The 23952-nt window shown below is 68.4% G+C and carries 26 protein-coding genes and 1 tRNA gene; 11 read left to right on the forward strand and 16 right to left on the reverse strand.

Annotated elements, in window-relative coordinates:
- The first annotated feature begins 2 nt into the window (after nucleotides 1–2).
- Nucleotides 3–911, forward strand: coding sequence for a GNAT family N-acetyltransferase (locus BN996_RS18020; protein WP_089781386.1), 909 nt, complete (start codon nucleotides 3–5; stop codon nucleotides 909–911).
- Nucleotides 912–944: 33 nt separating this feature from the next.
- Here BN996_RS18020 and BN996_RS18025 read toward each other — a convergent pair whose 3' ends face one another.
- Together BN996_RS18025 and carA are read right to left on the reverse strand one after the other, a co-directional pair.
- A complete protein-coding gene (locus BN996_RS18025; protein ID WP_089781388.1) occupies nucleotides 945–1982 on the reverse strand; it encodes a PAS domain-containing protein in 1038 nt (345 codons plus the stop codon).
- A gap of 171 nt (nucleotides 1983–2153) precedes the next feature.
- Nucleotides 2154–3236, reverse strand: coding sequence for a glutamine-hydrolyzing carbamoyl-phosphate synthase small subunit (gene carA, locus BN996_RS18030; protein WP_089781390.1), 1083 nt, complete (start codon nucleotides 3234–3236; stop codon nucleotides 2154–2156).
- Nucleotides 3237–3333: 97 nt separating this feature from the next.
- Between carA and BN996_RS18035 the strand changes: the two genes are divergently transcribed.
- The 4 genes from BN996_RS18035 to BN996_RS18050 all read left to right on the forward strand — a co-directional run bounded on the left by BN996_RS18035 (nucleotide 3334) and on the right by BN996_RS18050 (nucleotide 5587).
- Nucleotides 3334–3747 carry an Lrp/AsnC family transcriptional regulator gene (locus tag BN996_RS18035; protein ID WP_089781392.1) on the forward strand — a complete coding sequence of 138 codons (414 nt, stop codon included), beginning with the start codon at nucleotides 3334–3336 and terminating at the stop codon, nucleotides 3745–3747.
- Nucleotides 3748–3824: 77 nt separating this feature from the next.
- Complete coding sequence (locus BN996_RS18040) at nucleotides 3825–4394, forward strand: NUDIX hydrolase (protein WP_089781394.1); 570 nt, start codon at nucleotides 3825–3827, stop codon at nucleotides 4392–4394.
- The gene (locus tag BN996_RS18045; protein ID WP_089781396.1) at nucleotides 4381–4800 is read left to right on the forward strand and encodes a desampylase; all 420 of its coding nucleotides are present in this window, start codon (nucleotides 4381–4383) and stop codon (nucleotides 4798–4800) included. The genes BN996_RS18040 and BN996_RS18045 overlap by 14 nt, the downstream gene beginning before the upstream one ends.
- Before the next feature lie 88 nt (nucleotides 4801–4888).
- Nucleotides 4889–5587 carry an SDR family NAD(P)-dependent oxidoreductase gene (locus BN996_RS18050; RefSeq protein WP_007274638.1) on the forward strand — a complete coding sequence of 233 codons (699 nt, stop codon included), beginning with the start codon at nucleotides 4889–4891 and terminating at the stop codon, nucleotides 5585–5587.
- Nucleotides 5588–5614: 27 nt separating this feature from the next.
- Here the strand turns inward: BN996_RS18050 and kynU are convergent, their stop codons facing one another.
- The 8 genes from kynU to BN996_RS20290 all read right to left on the reverse strand — a co-directional run bounded on the left by kynU (nucleotide 5615) and on the right by BN996_RS20290 (nucleotide 13940).
- Nucleotides 5615–6919, reverse strand: coding sequence for a kynureninase (kynU, locus tag BN996_RS18055; RefSeq protein WP_089781398.1), 1305 nt, complete (start codon nucleotides 6917–6919; stop codon nucleotides 5615–5617).
- Nucleotides 6920–6988: 69 nt separating this feature from the next.
- Complete coding sequence (locus tag BN996_RS18060; RefSeq protein WP_089781400.1) at nucleotides 6989–8032, reverse strand: AIR synthase family protein; 1044 nt, start codon at nucleotides 8030–8032, stop codon at nucleotides 6989–6991.
- A gap of 359 nt (nucleotides 8033–8391) precedes the next feature.
- Nucleotides 8392–9342, reverse strand: a complete 951-nt coding sequence (locus BN996_RS18065; RefSeq protein WP_089781401.1) for an alpha/beta fold hydrolase — start codon at nucleotides 9340–9342, stop codon at nucleotides 8392–8394.
- A gap of 93 nt (nucleotides 9343–9435) precedes the next feature.
- Nucleotides 9436–11655, reverse strand: a complete 2220-nt coding sequence (locus tag BN996_RS18070; RefSeq protein WP_089781403.1) for an amino acid permease — start codon at nucleotides 11653–11655, stop codon at nucleotides 9436–9438.
- A complete protein-coding gene (locus BN996_RS18075; RefSeq protein ID WP_089781405.1) occupies nucleotides 11652–12140 on the reverse strand; it encodes a universal stress protein in 489 nt (162 codons plus the stop codon). The genes BN996_RS18070 and BN996_RS18075 overlap by 4 nt, the downstream gene beginning before the upstream one ends.
- A 193-nt stretch (nucleotides 12141–12333) precedes the next feature.
- Nucleotides 12334–12729: a DUF7975 family protein gene (locus BN996_RS18080; RefSeq protein WP_089781408.1), complete on the reverse strand. Its 396-nt coding sequence runs from the start codon at nucleotides 12727–12729 to the stop codon at nucleotides 12334–12336.
- Between the two features lie 39 nt (nucleotides 12730–12768).
- A complete protein-coding gene (locus BN996_RS18085; RefSeq protein WP_089781410.1) occupies nucleotides 12769–13797 on the reverse strand; it encodes a YeiH family protein in 1029 nt (342 codons plus the stop codon).
- Nucleotides 13794–13940: a hypothetical protein gene (locus tag BN996_RS20290; RefSeq protein ID WP_167344170.1), complete on the reverse strand. Its 147-nt coding sequence runs from the start codon at nucleotides 13938–13940 to the stop codon at nucleotides 13794–13796. Before BN996_RS20290 ends, BN996_RS18085 begins: the two co-directional genes overlap by 4 nt.
- Nucleotides 13941–14148: 208 nt before the next feature.
- Here BN996_RS20290 and BN996_RS18090 point away from each other — a divergent pair, with 208 nt between their 5' ends.
- From BN996_RS18090 to BN996_RS18105, 4 genes are all read left to right on the forward strand, one after another.
- Entirely contained in the window at nucleotides 14149–14775 is a 627-nt protein-coding gene (locus BN996_RS18090) for an adenylate kinase (RefSeq protein ID WP_089781412.1), read from the forward strand.
- Nucleotides 14776–14926: 151 nt separating this feature from the next.
- Complete coding sequence (locus tag BN996_RS18095; RefSeq protein WP_089781414.1) at nucleotides 14927–15847, forward strand: DUF106 domain-containing protein; 921 nt, start codon at nucleotides 14927–14929, stop codon at nucleotides 15845–15847.
- A 208-nt stretch (nucleotides 15848–16055) separates the two neighbouring features.
- Nucleotides 16056–16634, forward strand: coding sequence for a (d)CMP kinase (gene cmk, locus BN996_RS18100; RefSeq protein ID WP_089781416.1), 579 nt, complete (start codon nucleotides 16056–16058; stop codon nucleotides 16632–16634).
- Nucleotides 16635–16636: 2 nt separating this feature from the next.
- A complete protein-coding gene (locus BN996_RS18105) occupies nucleotides 16637–17500 on the forward strand; it encodes an RNA-guided pseudouridylation complex pseudouridine synthase subunit Cbf5 (RefSeq protein ID WP_089781419.1) in 864 nt (287 codons plus the stop codon).
- A gap of 9 nt (nucleotides 17501–17509) precedes the next feature.
- Here the strand turns inward: BN996_RS18105 and BN996_RS18110 are convergent, their stop codons facing one another.
- Complete coding sequence (locus tag BN996_RS18110) at nucleotides 17510–17794, reverse strand: hypothetical protein (protein ID WP_089781421.1); 285 nt, start codon at nucleotides 17792–17794, stop codon at nucleotides 17510–17512.
- Nucleotides 17795–17967: 173 nt separating this feature from the next.
- Here BN996_RS18110 and BN996_RS18115 point away from each other — a divergent pair.
- A tRNA-Pro gene (locus BN996_RS18115) sits at nucleotides 17968–18038 on the forward strand.
- A 370-nt stretch (nucleotides 18039–18408) separates the two neighbouring features.
- Here BN996_RS18115 and BN996_RS18120 read toward each other — a convergent pair.
- The 5 genes from BN996_RS18120 to asd form a co-directional block, all read right to left on the reverse strand.
- Nucleotides 18409–19140: a class I SAM-dependent methyltransferase gene (locus BN996_RS18120; protein WP_089781423.1), complete on the reverse strand. Its 732-nt coding sequence runs from the start codon at nucleotides 19138–19140 to the stop codon at nucleotides 18409–18411.
- A 186-nt stretch (nucleotides 19141–19326) separates the two neighbouring features.
- Nucleotides 19327–19527 carry a DUF8144 family membrane protein gene (locus BN996_RS18125; protein WP_089781425.1) on the reverse strand — a complete coding sequence of 67 codons (201 nt, stop codon included), beginning with the start codon at nucleotides 19525–19527 and terminating at the stop codon, nucleotides 19327–19329.
- A 113-nt stretch (nucleotides 19528–19640) separates the two neighbouring features.
- On the reverse strand, nucleotides 19641–19910 hold the full coding sequence (locus tag BN996_RS18130) for a DUF7571 family protein (protein WP_004969854.1): 270 nt from the start codon (nucleotides 19908–19910) through the stop codon (nucleotides 19641–19643).
- Between the two features lie 322 nt (nucleotides 19911–20232).
- Entirely contained in the window at nucleotides 20233–20754 is a 522-nt protein-coding gene (locus tag BN996_RS18135; protein WP_089781427.1) for an HPP family protein, read from the reverse strand.
- 112 nt (nucleotides 20755–20866) lie between these two features.
- Nucleotides 20867–21901 carry an aspartate-semialdehyde dehydrogenase gene (gene asd, locus BN996_RS18140; RefSeq protein ID WP_089781429.1) on the reverse strand — a complete coding sequence of 345 codons (1035 nt, stop codon included), beginning with the start codon at nucleotides 21899–21901 and terminating at the stop codon, nucleotides 20867–20869.
- A gap of 197 nt (nucleotides 21902–22098) precedes the next feature.
- Between asd and pccA the strand changes: the two genes are divergently transcribed.
- Nucleotides 22099–23907, forward strand: a complete 1809-nt coding sequence (gene pccA / locus BN996_RS18145; protein ID WP_089781430.1) for a propionyl-CoA carboxylase biotin carboxylase/biotin-carboxyl carrier subunit — start codon at nucleotides 22099–22101, stop codon at nucleotides 23905–23907.
- The last annotated feature ends 45 nt before the right edge of the window (nucleotides 23908–23952 follow it).

Consider the following 23952-nt stretch of genomic DNA (forward strand, 5'->3'; position numbering starts at 1 on the left):
TGATGGAGATTCGACCCGCCCGACCCGAGGACTACGACGCGGTCGCCGCGTTCACCCGCGACACGTGGGCCGACCGCGGCGGGTCGGACTACATCCCCGACATCTACCACGACTGGATCGCGCCCGGCGAGTCGGAGCGGGCGACGCTCGTCGTCGACATGGGCGAGGAGACGCCGTCCGACGACGTGGCCGCAATCGCGCAGGTCGTCATGCTCTCGGAGTACGAGGGCTGGGCGCAGGGCATGCGCGTCGCCCCCGACTACCGCGAACAGGGGCTGGCGACCCGGCTGTCGCACGCGCTGCTCGACTGGGCGCGCGACCGGGGAGCGCGCCGCGTCCGAAACATGATTCACTCGTGGAACGTCCCGAGCCTCGCCAACGCCCGCACGGTCGGCTTCGACCCCGGCATCGAGTTCCGCTGGGCGACGCCCGACCCCGACCCGACCGCCGACCCGGAAGCGGCCGTCGGCCACGACGCCGACGCCGCGTGGGCCTACTGGACCGGGTGCGAGGCGCGGACCGAGCTCACGGGGCTCGCGCTCGACCCCCGCGAGTCGTGGGCGCTCTCCGAGCTGACCCGCGACCGCCTCCACGACGCCGCGGCCGACGACCGCCTGTTCGTCGTCGGCGACGACCGCACGACCGGCTTCACCTATCGGAACCGGACCTACTCGCGCGAACGCGACGGCGAGGGCGAGGTGACGTGGGCCGAGTACGCGGTCGCCGCGTGGGACGACGCGCCGGCCTGCGAGTCGCTTTTGGACGCGGTTCGACGCGACGCCGCCGCGGTCGGTGCGGACCGGACGCGGGTTCTCCTCCCCGAGCGAATCGATTGGATTTCCGACGCGTCGCTCGCCCGGAGCGACCTCGCCGAGGAGCCGACGTTCGTCATGGAAGCCGACGTCTCCTGACGCCGCGGGGGTGCCGCGCCCGCCGAGCGCCGATTACCGCCAGTCGACGCCGCGGACTTCGAAGCGTGCCCCGCCGAGTTCCGAGTCCACCACGTCGAACTGCCAGCCGTGCAGGTCGGCGATTCGCCGCGCCGTCGAGAGATGTGTGACATCGTAATCGACGCCGAGCAACTGGTTCGAGCCCGCACCGACCGCCGCGCGCTCCTCCGGGGACGGGAGGGGGCCGTCGTCGTCGACGTAGAACCCGTCGGCGGTCGTCCCCACGACGACGCTGGACGGCAGACCGAGCGACGCGTTCCGCTCGTAGCAGTTCGTGAGCACCGCGACCAGAAACAGCCCGAACAGGTGGGTGTCGGCCAAGAGCGACCCGTCGCCGACGACCCGGAGCGAGGCGTCGTCCGCGCCGTCGGGCGACGCGACGGCCCGCGCTTGCGCGACGTGCGAGCGGAAATCCACCGGCGCGAGGTCGAGCGTGCTCGGTTGCCCGGCGACGGCGATGCCCCAGTCGACGAGCGAGTCGATGCGCGAGAGGCTCTCGGAGAGCTGCACCGCGTCGTCGCCGTCGACGGCGGCGAGTCGCTCGGCGGACGCGGTGGCCGACGCGAGCTGGGCTTTGAGCTCCGAGGCGAGCACGCTGACGAGCGCCGCGAGGTGCTCGTTTTTCTCGTTGACCTGCAGCTCGGCGAGCCGCCTGTCGGTGATGTCGAAATGGGTGACGAGCGCGAAGCTCCCGTGTCTCGGCGTGTCTATCGGGACGACGCGGAGCGCGAACCACCGATACACCGTTGGCGAGTGACACGGGTACTCGGCGGTAAAGAGATCGCGGTCGCCGCGGAGCACCGCGCGGATGCCGTCGGCGACGACGCCCGCGATTTCGTCGGTCTCGCGGGCCGCGTCGCACACGTCGAGGTAGTTGACGCCCGTCGAATCGGGGTCGCCGGCGTAGTCGTTCGCGTCGGCGAACGCCCGCCACGCCCGGTTCGTGTAGACGATGTCACCGCGCCTGTCGAGGAGCGCAATCGTCGCCGGGAACTCCTCGAAGCCGCGTTCGATGAGCGATACGTCGTCCATCACAGAGCGTACGCCGGGAACCCGTTTGTCAGTTTCTACCAGATTGGGTCCGAAATACGCGTCGCGTCGTTCGCGGCCTGAGAGTGCGAAAAACGGTGTTCGACCGCCACGGTCGGGGTGCAATCGACCGCGGCGTCGGGCGTTCGGTGGTCGGGGTCGTGGTGGTGGTGGTCAGTCCGAGGCGGCGACTCGGGGCTTACGCTCGTTTCCCTCCGTACCCGCCATGGCGAGCACGTCGTCGAAGAAGCCGAGCGAGTCGTGGGGACCGGGGTGGGCTTCGGGGTGGTACTGGCGCGTGATGACGCTCAGTTCCTCGCTGGCGAGGCCTTCCGCGGTGTCGTCGTTGACGTTGACCTGCGTCACGTCGAGTTGGTCGCCGGGGTCGGCGACGGTGTAGCCGTGGTTCTGGGTCGTCATGACGACTTTTCCGCTCCGGAGGTCGCGGACCGGCTGGTTGACGCCGCGGTGGCCGAAGGCCATCTTCTCGGTGGTACCGCCGAGCGCGCTGGCGACGATCTGCTGGCCGAGGCAGATGCCCGCCAGCGGGACCTCGCCGGCGAACTCCTCGACGAGGTCGCGCGTCGCGGTGTAGTTCTCGGGGTCGCCGGGACCGTTCGAGATGAAAAGCACGTCGGGGTCGAGCGCGGACACGTCCTCGGCGGCCGCGTCGTAGGGGAGCACGTGGACCGTCGCGCCGCGGTCGACGAGGGAGTCCACGATGGAGCCCTTCGCGCCGCAGTCGACGAGCGCGACGGTGGTGTCGCCGTCGCCCTCGAACGTCGTCAGTTCGGTCGTGGTGACCTGCGCGCCGATGTCGACGTGCTCGCTCATGCCCTTACACTGCGCGAGTTCCTCCTTCGCGTCCTCCGGGGTCACGTCCTCGCCGACGGCGATTCCGACCTTCATCGCGCCCTCCTCGCGGATGGACGTGACGAGGTCGCGCGTGTCGAGGTGGTCGACCGCCGGAACGCCCTCGTCTGCGAGCCACTCGACGACCTCCTCCGTGAACTCGCGTGCGACGGCCGCCCGAGGGTGGACCCGGTCGGACTCGAATCGCTCGGCTCGGACGCCGTAGTTCCCGATGAGGGGGTACGAGAAGGTGAGGACTTGCTCTTCGTACGAAGGGTCGGTCAGACTCTCTTCGTATCCCGTATATGCGGTTGTGAACACCAGTTCACCGCGTGTGCGCCCCGGAACACGGCCACGCGCTTCGACCACGCGTCCGTCTTCCAGCGCCAGATAGGCGTCCGACATTACGAGAAACGAACGGAACACGGGTGCATAAGTGTTGCTTTCGAAGGTGAGTTACGAAATTCGTAATCGGTAAGTCGCTGGGGTGGACACGTGGGGTATGGACGAGCTTGACCGGCGCATCCTCGATATCCTTCGACGGGACGCTCGGACCCCCAACACGGAGATTGCGGCCGAGGTCGGGACCTCCGAGGGGACAGTCAGGAACCGCGTCGAGCGGTTGGTCGAGGAGGGCGTCATCGAGCGCTTTACCATCTCGACCCGCACGGGGAACCTGAAGGCGATGATAGAGGTGACCGTCGCGGTCGACGTCGACACCAACGACGTCTCCGAGCTGATGGCCGACTGGAAGGACGTGGACTTCGTCTGGCAGGTCTCCGGCGAGGAGGACATCGTCCTCGTCGTCGAGGCCGCCGACACCCGCGCCGTCAACGAGCTCATCACCCGCGCCCGCGAGCACGACGACGTCAAGAGTACCAAGACCCGCCTGATTCTCGACGAGCGCCTCGGCTGACGCCGCGCCGCCGCGCCGCCGCGTGGTCCGCGATTCGCATCGAAGCTTAGTTGACCCCCGACTCCGACGGAAGGCACATGAGCAACGCAGCGGCCGACGAGGCTACTGAACTCCACGAGAACGCAGCGCAGGACGTCATCGCCGTCGACTCCGACGACAACGCGGAGGGGACGGTCAACCGACTCGACGCCCACACGGGCGACGGCATCCGCCACCGCGCCTTTACCTGCCTCGTGTTCAACGAGGAGGGCCAGATACTCCTCGCCCAGCGCGCGCCCAACAAGCGCCTGTGGGACACCTCGTGGGACGGCACCGTCGCCTCCCACCCCGTCGAGGGCCAGACCCAAGAGGAGGCCACCGAAGAGCGCCTCGAAGAGGAACTCGGCATTAGCCCCGACCAGTACTCCGACCTCCGCGTCACGGACAAGTTCGAGTACAAGCGCTACTACGAGAACGCCGGCCTCGAATGGGAGGTCTGTGCCGTCCTGAAGGTCACGCTCGAAGACACCTCGCTCGACCCCGACGAAGACGAGATTGCGGGCATGCTCTGGGCGGACTACGAGCACCTCCACGACAACCCCGAGTGGTACCGCCAACTGCGCCTCTGCCCGTGGTTCGAAATCGCCATGCGCCGTGACTTCGAGTAGGCTCACCCTCGCAGACGACGCGCGAGCTGTGATTCTCTCGCACGCCCGCGAGGGTGCCGCCCGCGACCCACCCGCGGAGGTCTGCGGCGTCCTCGCCGGCGACGGCGACGCGCGCACCGTCACCGCCGCCCACCCCGTTTCGAACGTCGCCGACGAGCCGCGGGTCGCCTACGAACTCGACCCCGAGGAGACGGTTTCGATTCTCGAAACCGTCGAGGCGGCCGGCGACGACGCGGTCGGCTTCTACCACTCGCATCCCGAGTCCGACCCCGTGCCGAGCGCGACCGACCGCGAACAGGCCTCGTGGCCGGGCTACGTCTATCTCATCTGCTCGCCCGACGGCCGGCTGACCGCCCACGAGTGGACCGGCGACGAGCTCCGCGAACTCGCCGTCGCGGTCGAGTGACTCGTCGGCCTCCCGGACCCTCGCCGGTACGCCGCGCCCGCCGGCGCGCTTCGGTGAGAATATCCTTTCCGAGTCCGCAGACGCATCCATGGAACCCGACCGCTACGACGACCTCGACGGACAGGTCGCGCTCGTCACCGGCGCGAACCGAGGCATCGGCCGCCAGATAGCCGAGAACCTCCGCGACCGCGGCGCGACGGTGTACGCGGGGTCCCGAAGCGTCACGAACGAGACGCCCGAGGGAACCGAGCGCGTCCTCCTCGACGTGACCCAAGAAGGCGACATCGAGGAGGTCGTCGACGGCGTCTTCGCCGACCAGAGCCGACTCGACATCCTCGTCAACAACGCCGGTATCGCCGAGGACGGCGAGGACATAGTCGCCGAACCGACCGAGCGAATCGACCGCACCCTCGGCGTCAACCTCCGCGGGCCGATGCTCATGTGCAAGCACGCCGTTCCCCTCCTGCTCCAGTCCGACGGCGGCCGCGTCGTCAACGTCTCCTCGGGGATGGGCGCACTCGGCGAAGAACAGTCCGGAGGGTCGCCGGCGTATCGAATCTCGAAGACCGGCCTCAACGGCCTCACGGTCTACCTCGACGGCCAGTACGGCGACGACGGTCTCATCGCCAACTCGGTGTGTCCCGGCTGGGTCCGCACCGACATGGGCGGCGAGGAGGCGAACCGGCCGGTCGAGAAGGGCGCGGAGACGCCGACGTGGCTCGCCACGTTCAAGCCCGGCGCGCCCGCGGGGAAGTTCTGGCGCGACAAGGAAGTCATCGACTGGTAAGCGACCGACTCCCCGCCGCCGCGACCCTCACGTGACGCCGCCGCTCTGCTTCTCGAACGCCTCGTATTCGTCCCCGTCCAGAATCTCTCGGAAGTGCTCGACCGCCCGGTACACGTCCTCGAAGCCGACGTAGGCCGGCGCGGGGGCCATGCGGACGACGTTCGGCTGGCGGAAGTCCACGACGACGCCCCGCTCCTTGAGCGCGAGGCTGACGCGGTCGGCCTCGGGGTGTTCGACCGCGACGTGGCCGCCGCGGGCCGCGGGATCTCGCGGGGTGCCGACCTCGCACTCCGGCAGTCTGTCGTCCACGAGGTCGATGAGGAAGTCCGTGAGCGCCAGCGACTTCTCGCGGAGCGCCCCCACGCCGCCGGCGTCCTCGACGATATCGAGCGCGCCGTCGAGAGGGGCCGCCGACAGCACCGGGACCGTCCCGGACTGGAACGCGCCGGCGGACTGCGCCGGTTCGTAGGTCATCGCCATGTCGAACTGCGTCCCCTTGTCGTTGCCCCACCAGCCGGCGAGCGCGGGCGTGACGCCGAAGTGGCGCTCGTTGACGTAGAGGCCGGCGACGGAGCCGGGGCCGGCGTTGAGATACTTGTAGTGACACCAGACGGCGAAGTCCGCGCCCACCTCGGAGAGGCGGTGCGGGACCGCGCCGACCGAGTGCGCGAGGTCGAAGCCGGCCAGCGCGCCGGCCTCGTGAGCCGCCTCGGTGATGGTCTCGATGTCGAACAGTTGGCCGCTCCGATAGAGGACCGACGGGAGAAACACCATCCCCACGTCGTCGTCGATGGCGGCGAGCACGTCCTCGGTCTCGATGGTCCGCCCGTCGCGGCTCTCGACCACGCGAAGCGCCTCGTCGGGGTCGCGGCCGGCCGCCCGGAGTTGCGCGCGAATCGCGTAGTGGTCCGTCGGGAAGTCGAGGTCGTCGACGACGATTTGCTCGCCGCGGGCGGGGTCGTAGAACGTTCCGACGAGCGCGTGGATGTTGACGGTGGTGGAGTTGGCGACGACGACCTCCTCGGGCTTCGCGCCGACGAGCGGCGCGAGTCGGTCGCCCAGTCGCTCGCCGTAGCTGAACCACTCGGGGTCGGCGTCGGTCCACCCGCGGATGGCGAGGTCGCGCCACTCGTCGACGACGCGGTCGAGCGCGGCTTCGGCGTCGACAGAGAGCGGGCCGAGCGAGTTGCCGTCCAGATACAGTTCGCCCTCGGGGACGAAAAAGCGGTCGCGGAGGTCCGAAAGCGGGTCCGTCGCGTCCATCTCGCGGGCGGTGTCGACGGTGAGCACGTCGGATTCGTCGGAGTCGCCGGGGTCGTCGGGTTCGGCCATACGCGCCTCGAAGCGCCCGCGCGACAAGTAGGTGCGCGGCCCGCGCTGGAACCCGAGTGGCGGGTCCGCTTATTCGGCGTCGGTCGCCGACGACTCGGCCTCGCGGGCGAGTCGCTCGTAGGCGGCCCACGAGGGGTCCACGTCGGGGTGTTCGATGCGCTCGCCGTCGACGACGACGCCCTCGCCCGCGACGACGGTGCCGGCGACGCCGACGGGGGTGCCGCGGGCGTCGAGCGCGGCGACCACGTCGTCCGTGACAGAGGGGTCCGTGGCGATGATGAGCGAGCCGGCGGTAGTCGAGCGCCACGGGTCGATGCCGAGGAACTCGCAGGTCTCGCGGACGCCGGGACGGAGCGGGACGCTCGACTCGTCGATTTCGAGTTGGACGCCCGCGCTCTCGGCGATTTCGTTGAGCGCGCCGTGGACGCCGCACTCGGTGGCGTCGTGCATGGCGTGGACGCCGCGGCCGCCGGCGGCCGAGACGGTCATCGCGTCGCGGACGGCGTCGGTCTCGTCGAGTCGGTCCTGCGCGGCCGCGAGCACGTCGGCGTCGAGGTCGGCGAAGGCGTCGGGGAACAGCGTCGTCAGGAGGCCGGTCGCCTCGACGCCCGGTCCCTTCGTCACGAGCACGTCGTCGCCGGGTCGCGCGCCGTCCGGGCGGACCACGTCGTCGTGGTCGCCGACGGCGAGGGCGGTCGCGCCGCCGACCCACGGGTACGAACAGCCGGCGTAGCGGGCGGTGTGGCCGGTGACAATGCTGACGCCGAGGTCGTCGGCCTCGTCGTGCATCGCGCCCCAGAGCTCCGCGAACTGCTCGTCGGTCATCTCGGGCGGCAGCGTAAAGGAGACGGCGAGGTGCGAGGGGTCCAGCCCCGAGACGGCGATGTCCGAGAGGACGATGTCGATGGCGAAGCGGCCCGCGCGCTCGAAGCCGAGCGCGGGGAGCACGGAGACGGGGTCGGTCGCGATGGCGACGGCGGTGCCGTCGACGTCGAGGAGGCCGAAGTCGACGCCGTGGGTCGGGCCGAGCGCCACGTCGTCGCGGGCCGCGCCCAGCCGCGGGTAGATGTACTCGTCGAAGAACTCGCGGTCGACCTTTCCGAGGTCGGTCATACGCGACCTCGGGGGGCCGCCAGTAAGAACGTACTCATCCGCCGCCGGCGGGGTCGGAGCCGGGCCCGGGACCGGAGAATCCCGGATTCGGTCTCGGTCTCGGCGCGGGTCGCGCTCGACTGACTCGCCGACGCGGCCGCTCGCCGGTCGAAAGGCGGGACGGTCCCCCGTCCCTGCTCATGAAGAGACGCGGAGACGGTTCGAAGGGGCATGGAAAGTCCCACCACCGGACTGCTCCCGCGTCGATTCAACGTGAACGCCGGACCTACAAGAACCTCGCTAAGTTCCCTCGATGGACCTATATATCTCCAACGAGGCGTCAGCAAATACTGCCGCATCGGGGAAATCGCCCCCGCCGCTCAGACCGGCCGGTGCCCCGCTTCGTCGGGGGTGTTGTTCGGCGTCCGCCACGCGTCGTCGAGGTGTTCGACGAGCGCGCGGGCGACGGCGACCGGCTCCTCGTGGTGGACCCAGTGGGTCGCCTCGTCGAACGTCCTGAGGTGGCCGTCCTCGCAGAACGCGAGGCTCTCGCGCGCCATCTTCGGTCGGAGGAACCTGTCTTTGCTCCCCCAGACGACGAGCGTCGGCGGTTCGACCGTCTCGGCGCGGGGACGCGGGCGCTCGCGGACGACCGCGCGATACCAGTCCACCATCGACCCGTAGGCACCCGGCACCGACCACGCGGCGCGGTAGTAGTCGAGGTCGGTCGCCGAGAACGTGCCGGGAAGCGCGGAGCCGGTCATCGCCCGCTCCAGGACGGCCCAATCGCCCACGGGCGCGACGAGTTCGGGGAGCTTCGGGAGTTGGAAGAACAGGACGTACCAGCTCCGGAGCTGTTGGGCCGGGTCGCGGCGGAGGTGGCGGGCGAACACCGCGGGATGCGGGAGGTTCATCGCGGTGAGCGAGCGCACCCGCTCCGGGTGGTGGAGCGCGGTCCACCACGCCACCGCGCCGCCCCAGTCGTGACCGACGACGTGCGCCTTCTCGTGGCCGAGCGCGTCCGCGACGCCGACGACGTCGCCGGCGAGTTCGTCGATGCTGTACCACTCGACGCCCGAGGGGCGGTCGCTCAGGTTGTAGCCGCGCTGGTCGAGCGCGACGACCCGATAGCCCGCCTCGGTCAGCGGGCGGAGGTAGTCCGCCCACGCGTACCAACACTCCGGGAAGCCGTGGAGGAGCACGGCGAGGTCGCCGTCTTCCGGTCCGGCTTCGACCGCGTGGAGCGTGACCTCGCCCACCTCGATACGACGGCTCGCCGCCTCGACGGGGAGTTCCACGTCGTCGCGCGACAGCCCCGATTGCTTCGCCATACTCACCGCTACGGCGGCGAGGGACAAATGTGCCGCGGCGGCGAGCGGCCGTCGTCTGCGAGAAATGCGTCGGTGTCGCGGCGGGAGTCGAACCTACCCGAACAGGCGCTTTCTGATGCTCCGCGTGCGGCTCTGTTCGGCCATGAGAACCGAACACTCCACGTCTTCGACGACGTCCATGACGACGGTGCCGCGGACCAGCCGCGAGAGGAGGCCGCGTTCCGTCGCGCCGATGACGAGGAGCGAGGCGTCGGTCGCGTGGGACTCGATGGCCGCCTCGACGTCTCCGGTCTCGACGGTGAGCGTGGCGTCGCCGAGGCCGCGTTCGTCGGCCCACTCCTGCAGGAAGCGCTCGCCCTCCGCCGCGTCGTCGGCGACGTGGAGGAGTTCGACCTCCGCGTCACAGAACTCCCGGAGGACCGAGGCGATGGACGCCGAGAGGTCGGAGTCCGGGCCGCCGGCGGTCGGTACGAGCACGTGCGAGGGGTCGAAGCCGCGGTCCTTCAGCACCAGCACGTCGTAGGGGAGCGAGTGGGTCATCTCCTCGAACGCGCTCTCGGCGCGGCCGGGGGACCCGTGGCTGTCGGGACCCCAGCCCATGACGACGAGGTCGGCGTTGTAGGTCTCAGCCGCGTCGAACACCTCCTCGAACGACCGGTGGGAGAGGACGGTGTGAGTCTCGATGTCCACGTCGAGTTCGTCGGCGTCGGCGCGGGCCTGTTCGAGCAGGCGGTCGGCCTCGGCGAAGTCGTACTCCTCGCGGGCCGATTCGAGGGCGGTCTGGTCCGGTACCTTCACGATGTGGACGCCGACGAGCGTCCCGTCGTTGGCCTTGGCGACCGACCCGGCGAGCGACACGAGGTCGCGCTCGCTTTCGGGGTTCGCGAGCGGGACCATGACGCGGTAGCCGCCGTCGGGCTGGACCGACGTGGCGGCCGAGACCGCGGCGTCGGGGAGCTGTTCCGACTGCTGAAGCAGGTACTTCCCGAGGATGCCCTGCTTCGTCGCCCTGGTGCGGGCGTAGGCCGCGTACCACAGCATGGCGAACACGACGAAGCCGGCGGCGAGGAGGATGATGGTGTCGGCGAAGAAGGCGATGAGGGCGAACGACGTGATCGCCCCGAGGATGGGGGTGATTGGGTACAGCGGAACCCGGTAGTCCGGCTGGTAGTCCTCGGGGTCGGCCACGCGCATCACGACGAGCGCGACGTTGAGCAGCCCGTAGATGATGAGGTGGAGGACGCTCCCGGCGTTCGCGAGGGTGTTGACGTTGGCCAGCAGGATGAACAGGAGGATGAACCCGCCGGTGATGGCGATAGATCGGTACGGCGTGCCGAACCGGGGGTGAATCTCGTTGAGTTCCTCGGAGACGATTCGGTCGCGCCCCATGGCGAAGTTGATGCGCGAGGAGGCGAGAATCGAGGCGTTCGCGGACGAGGCCGTGGCGAGGAGGCCGCCGAACAGCATCGCGCCCGCGCCGACCGGACCGATGAGGAGTCGGGCGACGTCGACGACGGCGGTCTCGTTCCCGGCGACGAGGCTGTTGTCCACCGCGGCCAGCACGGTCAGGAGAACGAGCGCGTACACCAGCGTCACGATGACGACGCTGCCGAGGACGGCCCGCGGGAGGTTCTTTCCGGGGTTCTTGATTTCCTCCGCGACGGAGGTTATCTGGACGAACCCGAGGTACGAGACGAAGATGAGGCCGGTCACCGGCAGGAGCGGCGACAAGCCCCTGTCCGGCGGGACGAACGGGCGGAGTTTGGCGAGGTCCGCGTTCAGGAGTCCGAAGAGCGTGAACACGGCGAGGATGGCCAGCAGGATGAGCACGATGGCGTTCTGTAGCTTCCCCGTCTCCTTCGCGCCGACGTAGTTAATGAACACGAAGAGGAGGCCGCCCGCGAGGGCGACGAGCTTCACGGCGGAGACCGTGACACCGCCGAGTACGAGGCTCGGAACGGGGAGGAACGTCACCACGTACTGACCGAAGCCGGTCATGTAGAACGCGGAGGCGAACGCGAGCCCCATCCAGTTGCCCCACCCGGCGACGCTCCCGAACAGCGGCCCGAGCGCGTGGTTGATGTAGTAGTACGCGCCGCCGGACTTCGGCATCGCGGTGCCGAGTTCGCTGGCGGACGCGGCGGTCAAGAGCGCGATGACGCCGCCGAGGACGAACGCGCCGGCCGAGAGCGGTCCGGCCGCTTTGACCGCAGCGCCGGGAAGCACGAAGATGCCCGCGCCGATCATCGTTCCGATACCGATGGTCAACGCCGCGAGCGGCCCGAGGTCCTTTGCGAGTTCCTCGTCGGTCATGTTTCACCACCGGCGTCGTCCGCGTCGTCGGTGTCGACGTCCGCAGCGTCCGCTGCCGGCAGGACGACCACGGGCCGGTCGCTGTGCCGGACCAGTTGGTCGCGGACCGCGCCCGAAAACAGGTCCCACCACGAGCGACCGCCGCGCGGGGTGAAAACGATGGCCGTCGCGTCGGCGTCCTCGGCGGCGTCGAGGATGGCGTCGCCGACGTCCGTGGCGAACCGGAGGTCGGTGTGGATGTCGATGCCGGCGTCGTCCGCGGCGCGGCGGGCGACGTCGAATAGCTCGTCTGCGACCTCCTCGCGCTGTTCGACGCCGGCCTTGTCCGGCGCGCCGCCCGCCTTCTCGATAACGTGGACGACCGAGGCCCGACCGCCGGCCGCGGCGATGCGCGGGAACGCGGCGGCGCAGGTGAGTTCGGCGTCGTCCGCGTTCGCAATCGGAAGCAGGGGACGCGAGAACAGCGGTTCGACGTGTTCAGTCATGTGTCGAGCCCGCGAGCGCGGTGTGAGGAAAGCGGTTCCGCCCGGCGGAACGGGATTGTGCCGGGACGACTACACCCGATTCACAACGTGACCGTCGGGAATTCATACGCCGGGGTTGTGCGGCAATCGGTTTAGAAGTTCGCAAACCGGGGTACGGTGTCGGCCGGGCCGATTCCGGGGCGGCGGCCCCACCTCAGACCGCGGTGACCCACGCTCGATACGCCTCGTCGCGGCCGTAGACCGCCTGAAAGACGCGGTCGGCGAAGCCGGCGAGACGGTTGGCGTCCGAGCGGGCGGTGATGCGGACGTTCGTCCCCTCGGCCTCCTCGGGGCTCTCCAGTTTGTCGATACGGAACTCGGGGAACTCCGAGAGGAGCGTCTTGAGGCGGTCGAGTTCCGCCTCTGTCACGTCCATGTTGAACGTCTGGTCGGCGAACTGAATCCACGGGCCGGGACCCTCGCCGTCGAGGTCGTCGAGGCGCTCGGCCTCGATGGTGAGAAAGGCGCTGCCGCGGTCGCGGTGCGCCGACACGGCGTCGGCGAACAGCTTCCGGCGCTCGCGGGGCGTGTCGGCCTCGAATCGGGTCATGTGGAACGGTACAGCCGCGCGGTACAAAAGCGACCCGCGTCAGAACAGCGCGATGACGGCGGCGAGCGCGAGCGCGCTGACGGTGAGCAGTTGCAGTCCGAGGACGCCCAGCGGGGCCGCGCCCGTCCGCCGCATCGCGTCGAGGCGGACGTCGAGACCGAGACCGACGAACGCGAGCGCGAACAGGGCGTCGCTGGCGGTGCCGACGGTGGCGAGCGTCGCCTCCGAGAGCAGGCCGAGGTTGGCGACGGCGGCGACGGCGACGAAGCCGACGAGGAACCGCGGGACGCCGTCGAAGACGGCTCGCAGGCCGGTGGCGGCCTCCTCGGCGCGACCGGCGTAGCGGACCGCGTAGGCGACGGCGACGAAGCCGAGCATGGAGTTGCGCGCGAGTTTGGTCACGGTCGCCCAGCGACCGGCGACCTCGGAGTGGGCGAAGCCGGCCGCGGTGACGGGGCCGGTGCTGAACATGCTCAGGCCGGCCCAGATGCCGAACTGGCGGCCGGACAGCGGGAGCAGGTCGCCGGCGATGGGGAACACGGCGAGCGTGAGCGCGTCGAACAGGAGGACCGCGGCGACGACGTGGGCGAGCGACTCGCCGTCGGCGTCGATGGTGCCGGCGATGGCGGTGGCCGCGGAGACGCCGCAGACGCTCGCGCCCGCCGCGAGGAGCGACCCGGTCTTGTCGGCGAGGCCGAACACGCGGCTGGCGACGGCCTCGACGAGGAGGACGCCCGCGGTGACCGTGACGACGACGAGCGCGACCAACACCGGCCCGGAGGCGACGAGTTCGTCGACGGCGATGCGAGCGCCGAGCAGGACGATGCCCGTTTCGAGGAGGAGTTTCTGCGTGTCGACGCCGGGGCGCGCCCAGTCGGGGACGCCGACCGTGTTGGCGACGACGGCCCCGAAGAAGACGCCGAGCAGGAGCGCGTTGACACCGGGGACGAAGCCGGCGACGAGCGTCGCCGCCCCCGCGAGGACGACGAGGAGGCCGACGCCGGGAGCGAGTCGCGCGAGCCGACTGATGCCGGCGTTCTCGGCGTCCGAGTTCCCCCCGGTGCTCACGGCCCGAGCGCCGCGAGGACGGTCACGACGACGAGTCCGAGGGCGGTCGCGCGCCAGCCGCGTTCGAGCGTACACCACAGTTCGTACGCGCGCTCGACGGTGGCCGCGCCGAGCGCGTCGCGCATGGGAGACGAATCGCGCATTTGTCGGTGCCACGAGAGCCGGGCCGTTGAACGTGTCGCTTCCGTCTGTGAAAACAGCAACAATATCCGCTAAATCGGCGGTGGCCCGGTCGATTGAGCTGTAAGCCGGCAAACAAGGAGCAACATTTTCTCGTTCCTCTGACCGTCGCCGTCGCAGAACTCAGTACGTATCTTCAACACTATATGCTCTCGCCGGATGGGGTCAGATATGGGAAAGCGCATCCTCCTGCTCGGAGCGCCGGGCGCAGGTAAGGGCACACAGTCGAAGCGACTCGCCGAGACCTACGGCGTCGAACACGTCACCACCGGCGACGCGCTGCGCGCGAACAAGGACATGGAGACCGAGTACGGGACGCCCCGCTCGTTCATGGAGAAGGGCGAACTCGTCCCCGACGCGGTCGTCAACGAAATCGTCGAGGCCGCGCTGGAAGACGCCGACGGCTACGTCCTCGACGGCTACCCGCGGAACCTCTCGCAGGCGGAGTACCTCACCGAGATCACCGACCTCGACGCGGTCGTCTACCTGAACGTCGCCGAGTCAGAGCTCGTCGAGCGCCTCACCGGCCGCCGCGTCTGCGACGACTGCGGCACGAACTTCCACGTGAAGTTCAACCAGCCAGAAGAGGAGGGCGTCTGCGACGACTGCGGCGGCGAACTCGTCCAGCGCGACGACGACACCGAAGAGACCGTCCGCGAGCGCCTGTCGGTGTTCGAGGAGAACACCGAACCCGTCATCGAGCACTACCGCGACGAGGGCGTCCTCGTCGAAATCGACGGCGAACAGACCCCCGACGAGGTCTTCGAGGACATCCGGTCCGTCGTCGACGACGCCTGAGCACGGGTTCGACGCGCGAACCGCCTCGTCGACGCAGTCCGACGCGGCGTTTTTCACCGACCGAGACGCGACCGTCCGCACCGCCGACGGCGCGCTCGCTGTCGTCCGCAGAGTAAAACCTTGATAACAGCCGGTTGCTAAAGAGCCGGTAATGGCACGAATCGAATCTCGGGTGCGCGACCTCGTCGGCTCCGACGCCGACATGCGCGCCGCCGTCGAGACCGTCCTCGACCGGGCGGACGACGGAGAAGTCGAGTGGGCCGACGTTCGCGACGAGCTCACGAGCGGCCAGTGGGGTCGCCTCATCGAGAAGGGTATCCTCGTCGACGGCGACGAAGGGTTCCGGCTCGCCGACGTGGGGGAGACCCGCGCCGGCCTCGAAGACGACACGTCCGGCTCCGGCGGGTCGTCGTCGTCCTCGTCGACCGACGTCGACACCGGCGACTCCTCGTGGTCGAAGTACGACAAGGGCGCGGCCGTCGTCACGGTCGGCCTGTTCCTCGGCTACTCCGTCTCCGAGGTCCGAAACGTCATCGGCGGCGTGATGGACGTCGTCCTCGGCCCGGTCGCGGGGATGCTCCCGTTCTACGCCGTCGTGATGGTTCTCGCGCTCGCCACCGGCCTCTACTCCACGCTCCTGCAGGCGAACCTCATGGACATGGAGAAGATGGGCATGTATCAAGAGCGGATGAAGGACATCCAACAGCGGCAGAAGGACGCCAAGGAGCGCGGCGACGACGCGGAGCTCGAAAAGATTCAAGAAGAGCAGATGGAGGCGATGGGCGACCAGATGGGCATGTTCAAAGAGCAGTTCCGCCCGATGGTCTGGATTATGTTCCTCACCATCCCGGTGTTCCTCTGGATGTACTGGGCCATCGGCGTCGGCGGCAACGCCCAGCCACACATCGACGCCGGGACCATCGTGCTCCCGCTCGTCGGCACCGCGGAGTGGACGCAGGGCGTTCTCGGCCCCATGCAGGCGTGGATTGTCTGGTACTTCCTCTGCTCGATGGGCTTCACCCAGATCATCCGCAAGTCGCTCAACATCGACATGTCGCCGTCGGCGTCGTAAGCCGGTTCGGGCGACAGTCGACCCGGTCGGTTCGGCTCGAATCAAATCGACGCGAAGTAACTCGCTTTCTCTCCGTTTCCGACGCTCGCCGGCCGCGAGGCTCTCCCTCAAAGCCGCCGCGAGGCGTCCGCCACGATACCCGTGAGAAGCCTCCGCAGGGGCCGTCGGCAACGATAACACCTTTTAGCCGACCGCACCCAGCATGGATATGTTACTGACCGTCTCCGGACCACCGGGCAGCGGAAAGAGTACGACCGCCGCCGCGCTCGCCGAGGCGTTCGACCTCGAACACATAAGCGGCGGGGACATCTTCCGCGAGCTCGCCGCCGAGCGCGACATGACCGCCGTCGAGTTCAACAAACTCGCCGAGGAAGACGACCAGATCGACCGCGACCTCGACCGCCGCCTCCGCGACATCGCTCTCGACCGCGACGACGTGCTCCTCGAATCCCGACTCGCCGGCTGGCTCGCCGGCGACGCCGCCGACCTCCGCTTCTGGCTCGACGCCCCCGTGGACGTCCGCGCCGAGCGCATCGCCGACCGCGAGGGCAAGCCCGTGGACGTCGCCCGCGAGGAGACCACGACCCGCGAGGCGAGCGAGGCCAAGCGGTACGACGCGTACTACGACATCGACATCACGGACCTCTCTATCTACGATATCGCGCTCAACACCGCCCGCTGGGGCCCCGACGAGGTCACGGCCGTCTGCGTCGCCGCGGTCGACTCCTACGACCACGAGGCCGACGAGGGCAAGTACCCGGTCGAAGGCGTCCGCTACGACTTCTGACCATGCTCCGAGACCCGCCCGAACGCCGGAGCGTCGACGACCTGCTCTCGTTCGGCGTCGTCAACCTCGACAAGCCGCCGGGGCCGTCGGCCCACCAGGTCACCGGCTGGGTCCGCGACATGGCCGACGTCGACCGCGCCGCCCACTCGGGGACGCTCGACCCGAAGGTGACCGGCTGTCTCCCCACGCTCCTCGGCAACGCGACCCGTATGGCGCAGGTGTTCCTCGAAGGCTCGAAGGAGTACGTCTCCGTGCTCGAACTCCACGGACCCGCGCCGGCCGACATCGACTCGACCGTCGCCGAGTTCGAGTCGAAGCTCTACCAGAAGCCCCCGCGGAAATCCGCCGTCTCGCGTCGCCTCCGCGTCCGCGAAATCTACGACCTCGACCTCCTCGAAGTGAAAGACAGACAGGCGCTCCTACGCATTCGCTGTGAGTCGGGGACGTACATCCGAAAGCTGTGTCACGACCTCGGCCTCGCGCTCGGCACCGGCGGCCACATGGGCCACCTCCGCCGGACCGCGACCGACCCCTTCGACGACGCCGACCTCGTGACGCTCCACGACCTCAAAGACGCTCTCGCGTTCGCCGCGGAGGGCGACGAATCGTGGCTCCGCGACGTGGTCGCGCCCGCCGAGCGGGCGCTGTCGCATCTCCCGTCGGTGACCATCGCCAACAGCGCGGCCCGCGAAGTCGCCAACGGCGCGCCCGTCTACGCGCCCGGCGTCTTCGACGTCGACGCCGCCCGCGGCGACCTCGTCGCCTGCTTCACCGACGACGGCTCCGCGGTCTGTCTGGGCGAACTGGTCGGCGACGCCGACGCCGACTCGGGGACGGTCGTCTCGCTGGAAGCCGTGTTGGTCTGAAGCGGGAGTCTATTTTCTCCGGCGCTTTCTGTCCGCGTCCGCGAGCGTTTCCGCCTGCTCGTTGACCGAGGCGACCTCTCGCTTCGCGTCCGATTTGTCGAGGTCGTAGACGTAGCGCCACGACGCCAGCGGGTAGCCGTGCGACTCCTCGTCTCGGTCCGCGGCCGGTTCGGACCCGCCGCCGCGACGAATCGACCACCATCGGGCGGCCGCGACGCTCAGCGCGATGAGGACGAGGAGCAACACGACGAACGGGAGGAGGGCGAGCGGGAGGCTCTGGAGGGGCAGGGCCATACGTCGACGTTGTCCGCGGAGCGACAAAAGCGTACCCGCAGGCCGGTGCCACCGACTCGGAGCCGTCCGAACCGCACGACGCCGATGCCAAACCGTGGCACGACAGACCCTCGCGCCGCCGCGACGAAACGAAGGGCTTAACCGCGAGACACGCATCGGTTCGAATGCACCCCGGGACCGTGGGGTAGTGGTATCCTCTGCCGATGGGGTCGGTAGGACCTGAGTTCGACTCTCAGCGGTCCCACTTCTTACTTTCGTGGATTAAAATTACTGGGAGTACAAGCCCTCTCTGTACATTTTGCACTTAAATATTGTCTGGAAACAACCCTCTGCTTAAAAAAGCAACTCTGAGGGGGAGGTGTGGCCCGCGAGCGTCCGACTTGCGGTCACGACTCAGAGAGAGACGTCACCTCGGACGATGGCGACACCGTCGCCTCCGCGGTCGAAGGACGTACGACCTCGTATCTCCCGTCGGAGACGACGGAGAGACACCGAATTCGGACTACAGGCGTTCGTCGCCGCCTGTCGGAACGCCCAGACGAGTTTCGAGACCGGGGCAGTCGCGCTCGCCCGCGGGTGGAACTGCGACCGAGAGCCGACTGGCGGGTGTCGCTTCAAACCGTATTATGCTCACAAACGAGGATAATCTCCGCGTCTTTTCCGTAGTTTGCGCCCCGAGCGTCGCAGTACTCTTTCGTCACCTCGTAGCCCGCGGTTTCGAGCAGGGACACGACCTCGTCCCGATCGAACTCAACGACGACCTCTCCGTCGTTGCGCACCGCGTGATGCTCGACGACGAGTCTCTCCGGCGGTTGACCGGTGCCAGCGAGGGAACGAAGGATGGAGAACTCCGCCCCGTCCGCGTCGATACCGAGGACGTCCGACTCCGCAACGTCGGAGACCGGAACGACGTCCGCGTTTCCTTTGTTCGAGCGTAAAGAGACGTCGTCGCCGACGACTGCGTGTCGAATCCGCGCGTTCTGCACGTCGTTCAGTTGGAGCGTTCTGCGCCCCGCTCGGACCTGGTCTTCGCCGCCTTCGTACGTGGTCACGAAACCGTCCGGCCCGACCATCTCCGCCGCGCTCACCGTCGAGACGCCCTCGCCACCACCGATAAGCGTGACTTCGGAACCAGCGGAACAAACGTCCGAGAGGCCCCTGACGTACTGGTATTCATACGCGGGTTCGTCGTTGACGACGAACTTCGTAACAGCGTCCGGGAGCACCTCGTCGGTCCAGATCGTCCTCGACTCGACACGGACGCCGTTTAACGTCGCGTTCCGACCGAGTGGTCGGAACGGGGCTGTCAACTGTTGGTATATAATCGCGGGTATGTCGGCGTTCATAGGACGATTCAGACCCTGTTCGGTATAGTACTATGTGTGAATTTACGAGAGTTGAGAACGACAGCCGCGTTCATCGAACACCGCCACCGCCGGACTGACCGGCCAGCTATTCGCCGACCGCCTCGCAGACGGCGAGAGGGTGGGGACTCGAAGAGGAAGCCACCGGACATCGATGACCCACGGCGTTCACTCCCCGTAAAACAGATACGAGAACGCCAGAAACGCCAACACCGACCCGACGAAGAACGTAATCAGTCCCAGCGGCGTCCCCGGTCGCAACGATCCAACGAACACCGCAGAGACGCCGCCGGCGAGCGCCGACCCGAACAGGAGGAACGCGCCGCGTTGCCACTCTTCGACGAATTCGACCATCGTCCGTTCAGCCATGCAACAGCTTTCGCGGCGGCGGACAAAAGCCTCGTGGCGACGCCGAGACCGGCGCGGTGAGATTCCTCTCCACAACCCATGCAACGACGCAAAAAACAGCCGAGAACCGCTATTCAGGTCGAGACGGCATCGCAGGTCCAGCCGGGGTCGGTGCCCGTCCGGCGGATGAGGTCCGCGCGGCACGCCGGACAGTAGTCGGGGACCGTCGATTCGCCCCGCGGGACATAGACGCCGCCGCCGCATTCCACGCACGCATCGGCGACGACTGTCGTGCAGTCCGCACACAGGTTGAAGTCGTCAACCGTGAGGTCGCGCAGCACTTCGAGCTTTTTGTCCAGGATGTACTCGTCGATAACCGCCTGACAACTGTGGCACGGCTTCATAGCGATACAGCGTGTCAATTGAGACCATGACTCATATACCTGTCGTCGGAGGAGTCTCTTGTCGCGGAATTTCAGTCGGAGGAGACCCCTTCCGAGGACGGGAACTGCCACGGATGGGCGCGGTAGGCGCTAGCGCGCCCGATGCGAACGTGAGTCACAGAATACATAAGTAACTCGGTGACGAGTTACTATTTGCTGCTGTCAGAGGCACATCGGGGTGACGAACGGATTCGTTCGCCTCCACACCACCCATTCTCCCGCGTCTCTCGGTTCGAGCGGTATCCACGTCGACTCGGCACCGGGCGGCGTCCGAGAGCGACTCTCAACGCCGCGCGCCCGCGTCGGTGCGGGCGTCTCCGTATCCCCCTGAGAGCATCGCGTCCGCCGCCCGATGAACTCCCACGAGAACGACCACGCTCGCGACGATAGTCGCGACCGACCGCGGCGTCGAGAGCAGGCCGAGCGAGACGATGAGCGTCGTCGCGCAGGCCGGCGGGTGGACCGCGTCGAGTTCCACCATCCCCCAACTCGTCGCGGCGACCGAGAGCGCCGCGCTCGCGACGAGCCGAAGCGTGTCAGTCGACGCGGCCGAGAGCGACGGGTCGAGCGTCGCGCCGGAGGCGACGAGCGCGTAGGCGGCGAAGCCGACGACGGCACCGACGGCGTGGCCGACGACGATGCGGGTCGAACGAGCGCGTCCGCTGCGCCGCCGGAACGCGAGGACGAACGCCGTGGGGCCGAGGCTCGGGAAGACGAACGGCTCCCCGGTGGCCCACGCGATGCCGCCGAGCGCGGCGACGAGCAGCCCGGCGGAGAGCCCCGTTTCGAGGCCGCGTCGAGACATGCGACACGCTCTGTCGGTGTCGCGTGAAAACGTTGTCTGATTCGGTCGAGCCGAAGGGAACGCCGACGACGCCAAGAGCCGCCCGGAAGCGACGCCGACGGGCGAGGAAAGCCTAAATCCAGCCCTCTTGAGCGAGCAGTTCGCCGTTGAGAACGGAGGCACCGGCCGCGCCGCGAATCGTGTTGTGCGCGAGGCAGTTGTACTTCACACCGTGTTCGGTGGCCTGGATGCCGCCGGCCGAGATCTGCATCCCGTCGCCGCGGTCGCGGTCGAGACGGGGCTGCGGGCGGAACTCGTCCTCGAAGACGTGGATGAGCTGTTCGGGCGCGCTCGGGAGGTCGACGCCGGGGTACTCGCGCATCGCGGCGGCGACGTCCTCGGGGGAGGCGTCGTCGGCGAGGTCGGCGAAGACGCTTTCGAGGTGGCCGTCGAGCGTCGGGATGCGGTTACACGAGGCGTTGACCTCCGCGCCGTGGAGCGCGACCTCCGCGCCGTCGAACGAGCCCAGAAGCTTGCGGGACTCCGTCTCCATCTTCTCGTCTTCGCCGCCGATGTGCGGGATGGCGTTGTCGATAATCTCCATCGAGGTGACGCCGTCGTAGCCCGCGCCCGAAACCGCCTGCAGGGTCGTGACGTCGACGCGTTCGAGGCCGAACTGGTCGAGCGCGGCGAGCGTCGGGACCATCGTGATGGTCGAGCAGTTCGGGTTCTTCACGAGCGCGCCGTCCCAGCCGCGCTGGTCGCGCTGGACCTCGATGAGGTCGAGGTGCTCCGGATTGATTTCCGGAATCGTGAGCGGCACGTCGGGAGCCATACGGTCGTTCGAGGAGTTCGAGGAGACGACGTAGCCCGCTTCGAGGAACGCGGGTTCGACCTCGGCGGCGACCGACGACGGGAGCGACGAAAACAGGAGGTCGATGTCGTCGGGCACGTCCGCGGGGTCGGTGCTGCCGACTTCCATCGCGGCCACGTCGTCAGGGATGGGCGTGTTGACGCGCCACTTCGCGGCCTCGTCGTACCGCTTGCCCGCGCTCTGTTCGCTCGCGGTCAGCGCCGCGAGTTCGAACGTCGGGTGGTCGTCGAGGAGTTGGATGAATCGCTGTCCGACTGCGCCGGTTGCACCGAGGATGCCGACTCGTACTGCCATTACCCGTGTCGTAGTGTGGCACACGCATAAGGCCGTTTGGATTTGAACCAGTATTCGCGGCGTATAGTGCCAGAGAAGTGTAAGCTCGGGCGTTCTATCACGGTCGAACACGTAAATCGTCGTCTGTCGAATCGACCACCGACGTGCGTTGGGAAAATCGATAGAATAACGTGCGGTTCCCTGAAAGACTACCGCAAATGTTCAGCAAGGTTCTCGTCGCCAACCGAGGCGAGATCGCGGTGCGCGTCATGCGCGCCTGCGAGGAGTTAGGAGTCCGGACCGTCGCCGTCTACAGCGAGGCGGACAAACACGGCGGACACGTGCGGTACGCCGACGAGGCGTACAACATCGGTCCCGCCCGCGCGGCCGATTCCTACCTCGACCACGAGTCGGTCATCGAGGCCGCGCGGAAGGCCGACGCCGACGCCATCCACCCCGGCTACGGCTTCCTCGCGGAGAACGCCGCGTTCGCCCGGAAGGTCGAGGAGTCCGAGTTCAAGTGGGTCGGCCCGTCGGCCGACGCCATGGAGCGCCTCGGCGAGAAGACGAAGGCCCGCTCGCTCATGCAGGACGCCGACGTGCCGGTCGTCCCCGGCACGACCGAACCCGCCGACTCCGCGGAGGACGTGAAGGCCGTCGCCGACGAGTTCGGCTACCCGGTCGCAATCAAGGCCGAGGGCGGCGGCGGCGGCCGCGGCCTGAAGGTCGTCCACACCGAGGACGAGGTCGACGAGCAGTTCGAGACGGCCAAACGCGAGGGCGAGGCGTACTTCGACAACGCCTCCGTCTACGTCGAGAAGTACCTCGAAGCGCCGCGGCACATCGAGGTTCAGATTCTCGCCGACGAGCACGGCAACGTCCGCCACCTCGGCGAGCGCGACTGCTCGCTCCAGCGCCGCCACCAGAAGGTCATCGAGGAGGCCCCGTCGCCGGCGCTGTCCGACGACCTCCGCGAGCGCATCGGCGAGGCCGCCCGTCGCGGCGTCCGCGCCGCCGACTACACCAACGCCGGCACCGTGGAGTTCCTCGTCGAGGACGGCGAGTTCTACTTCATGGAGGTCAACACGCGCATTCAGGTCGAACACACCGTCACCGAGGAAGTGACGGGGCTCGACGTGGTGAAGTGGCAGCTGCGCGTCGCCGCCGGCGAGGAACTCGACTTCTCGCAGGACGACGTGGACATCGAGGGCCACTCGATGGAGTTCCGCATCAACGCGGAGGCCCCGGAAAAGGAGTTCGCGCCCGCGACCGGCACGCTCGCGACCTACGACCCGCCGGGCGGCATCGGCGTCCGCATGGACGACGCCGTGCGTCAGGGCGACGAAATCGGCGGCGACTACGACTCGATGATAGCCAAGCTCATCGTCACCGCCTCGGACCGCGAGGAGGTCCTCGCCCGCGCCGAGCGCGCGCTCGCCGAGTTCGACATCGAGGGGCTTCGCACGGTCATCCCGTTCCACCGCCTCATGCTCACCGACGAGGCGTTCCGCGAGGGGAGCCACACGACGAAGTACCTCGACGAGGTGCTCGACCCCGACCGCATCCAGGCCGCCGTCGAGCGCTGGTCGCCCGAGGCCGTCGCCGACGATGACGACGACGACGAGGTCACGGAACGGACCTTCACCGTCGAGGTCAACGGCAAGCGCTTCGAGGTCAGCCTCGAAGAGCGCGGCGCGCCCGCCATCCCGGTCGGCGACGCCTCGGCGAGCGGTTCCAACTCGTCCGGCCCGCGCAAGCGCCGCGACGACGGCGGCGACGGCGGCGACGACGCCCAGCAGATTATCGAGGGCGACGGCGAGTCCGTCACCGCCGAGATGCAGGGGACCATCCTCTCGGTCGAAGTCGAGGAGGGCGACGAGGTCGAACCCGGCGACACCGTCTGCATCCTCGAAGCCATGAAGATGGAAAACGACGTGGTCGCCGAGCGCGGCGGCACCGTCTCGCAGGTTCTCGTCTCCGAGGGCGACAGCGTCGACATGGGCGACGTGCTGCTCGTCCTCGAATAGTCTCGGGGCCTCGGGACCGACGCTCGAACCGCGAACCTCTTTTCC

Source organism: Haloferax massiliensis, from assembly GCF_001368915.1.
GTDB lineage: Archaea > Halobacteriota > Halobacteria > Halobacteriales > Haloferacaceae > Haloferax > Haloferax massiliensis.

Excerpts from the sequence above, each read along its gene's own strand:
- BN996_RS18020 (WP_089781386.1), top strand. The coding sequence starts at position 3 with ATGGAGATTCGACCCGCCCGACCCGAGGACTACGACGCGGTCGCCGCG.
- BN996_RS18090 (WP_089781412.1), top strand. The coding sequence starts at position 14,149 with ATGGGAAAGCGCATCCTCCTGCTCGGAGCGCCGGGCGCAGGTAAGGGC.
- BN996_RS18025 (WP_089781388.1), bottom strand. The coding sequence starts at position 1,982 with ATGGACGACGTATCGCTCATCGAACGCGGCTTCGAGGAGTTCCCGGCG.
- BN996_RS18105 (WP_089781419.1), top strand. The coding sequence starts at position 16,637 with ATGCTCCGAGACCCGCCCGAACGCCGGAGCGTCGACGACCTGCTCTCG.
- kynU (WP_089781398.1), bottom strand. The coding sequence starts at position 6,919 with ATGGCCGAACCCGACGACCCCGGCGACTCCGACGAATCCGACGTGCTC.
- BN996_RS18075 (WP_089781405.1), bottom strand. The coding sequence starts at position 12,140 with ATGACTGAACACGTCGAACCGCTGTTCTCGCGTCCCCTGCTTCCGATT.
- BN996_RS18135 (WP_089781427.1), bottom strand. The coding sequence starts at position 20,754 with ATGTCTCGACGCGGCCTCGAAACGGGGCTCTCCGCCGGGCTGCTCGTC.
- BN996_RS18060 (WP_089781400.1), bottom strand. The coding sequence starts at position 8,032 with ATGACCGACCTCGGAAAGGTCGACCGCGAGTTCTTCGACGAGTACATC.
- carA (WP_089781390.1), bottom strand. The coding sequence starts at position 3,236 with ATGTCGGACGCCTATCTGGCGCTGGAAGACGGACGCGTGGTCGAAGCG.
- cmk (WP_089781416.1), top strand. The coding sequence starts at position 16,056 with ATGTTACTGACCGTCTCCGGACCACCGGGCAGCGGAAAGAGTACGACC.
- BN996_RS18110 (WP_089781421.1), bottom strand. The coding sequence starts at position 17,794 with ATGGCCCTGCCCCTCCAGAGCCTCCCGCTCGCCCTCCTCCCGTTCGTC.
- BN996_RS18065 (WP_089781401.1), bottom strand. The coding sequence starts at position 9,342 with ATGGCGAAGCAATCGGGGCTGTCGCGCGACGACGTGGAACTCCCCGTC.
- BN996_RS18125 (WP_089781425.1), bottom strand. The coding sequence starts at position 19,527 with ATGGCTGAACGGACGATGGTCGAATTCGTCGAAGAGTGGCAACGCGGC.
- BN996_RS20290 (WP_167344170.1), bottom strand. The coding sequence starts at position 13,940 with ATGCGCGATTCGTCTCCCATGCGCGACGCGCTCGGCGCGGCCACCGTC.
- pccA (WP_089781430.1), top strand. The coding sequence starts at position 22,099 with ATGTTCAGCAAGGTTCTCGTCGCCAACCGAGGCGAGATCGCGGTGCGC.
- BN996_RS18080 (WP_089781408.1), bottom strand. The coding sequence starts at position 12,729 with ATGACCCGATTCGAGGCCGACACGCCCCGCGAGCGCCGGAAGCTGTTC.
- BN996_RS18130 (WP_004969854.1), bottom strand. The coding sequence starts at position 19,910 with ATGAAGCCGTGCCACAGTTGTCAGGCGGTTATCGACGAGTACATCCTG.
- BN996_RS18070 (WP_089781403.1), bottom strand. The coding sequence starts at position 11,655 with ATGACCGACGAGGAACTCGCAAAGGACCTCGGGCCGCTCGCGGCGTTG.
- asd (WP_089781429.1), bottom strand. The coding sequence starts at position 21,901 with ATGGCAGTACGAGTCGGCATCCTCGGTGCAACCGGCGCAGTCGGACAG.
- BN996_RS18040 (WP_089781394.1), top strand. The coding sequence starts at position 3,825 with ATGAGCAACGCAGCGGCCGACGAGGCTACTGAACTCCACGAGAACGCA.
- BN996_RS18035 (WP_089781392.1), top strand. The coding sequence starts at position 3,334 with ATGGACGAGCTTGACCGGCGCATCCTCGATATCCTTCGACGGGACGCT.
- BN996_RS18120 (WP_089781423.1), bottom strand. The coding sequence starts at position 19,140 with ATGAACGCCGACATACCCGCGATTATATACCAACAGTTGACAGCCCCG.
- BN996_RS18095 (WP_089781414.1), top strand. The coding sequence starts at position 14,927 with ATGGCACGAATCGAATCTCGGGTGCGCGACCTCGTCGGCTCCGACGCC.
- BN996_RS18050 (WP_007274638.1), top strand. The coding sequence starts at position 4,889 with ATGGAACCCGACCGCTACGACGACCTCGACGGACAGGTCGCGCTCGTC.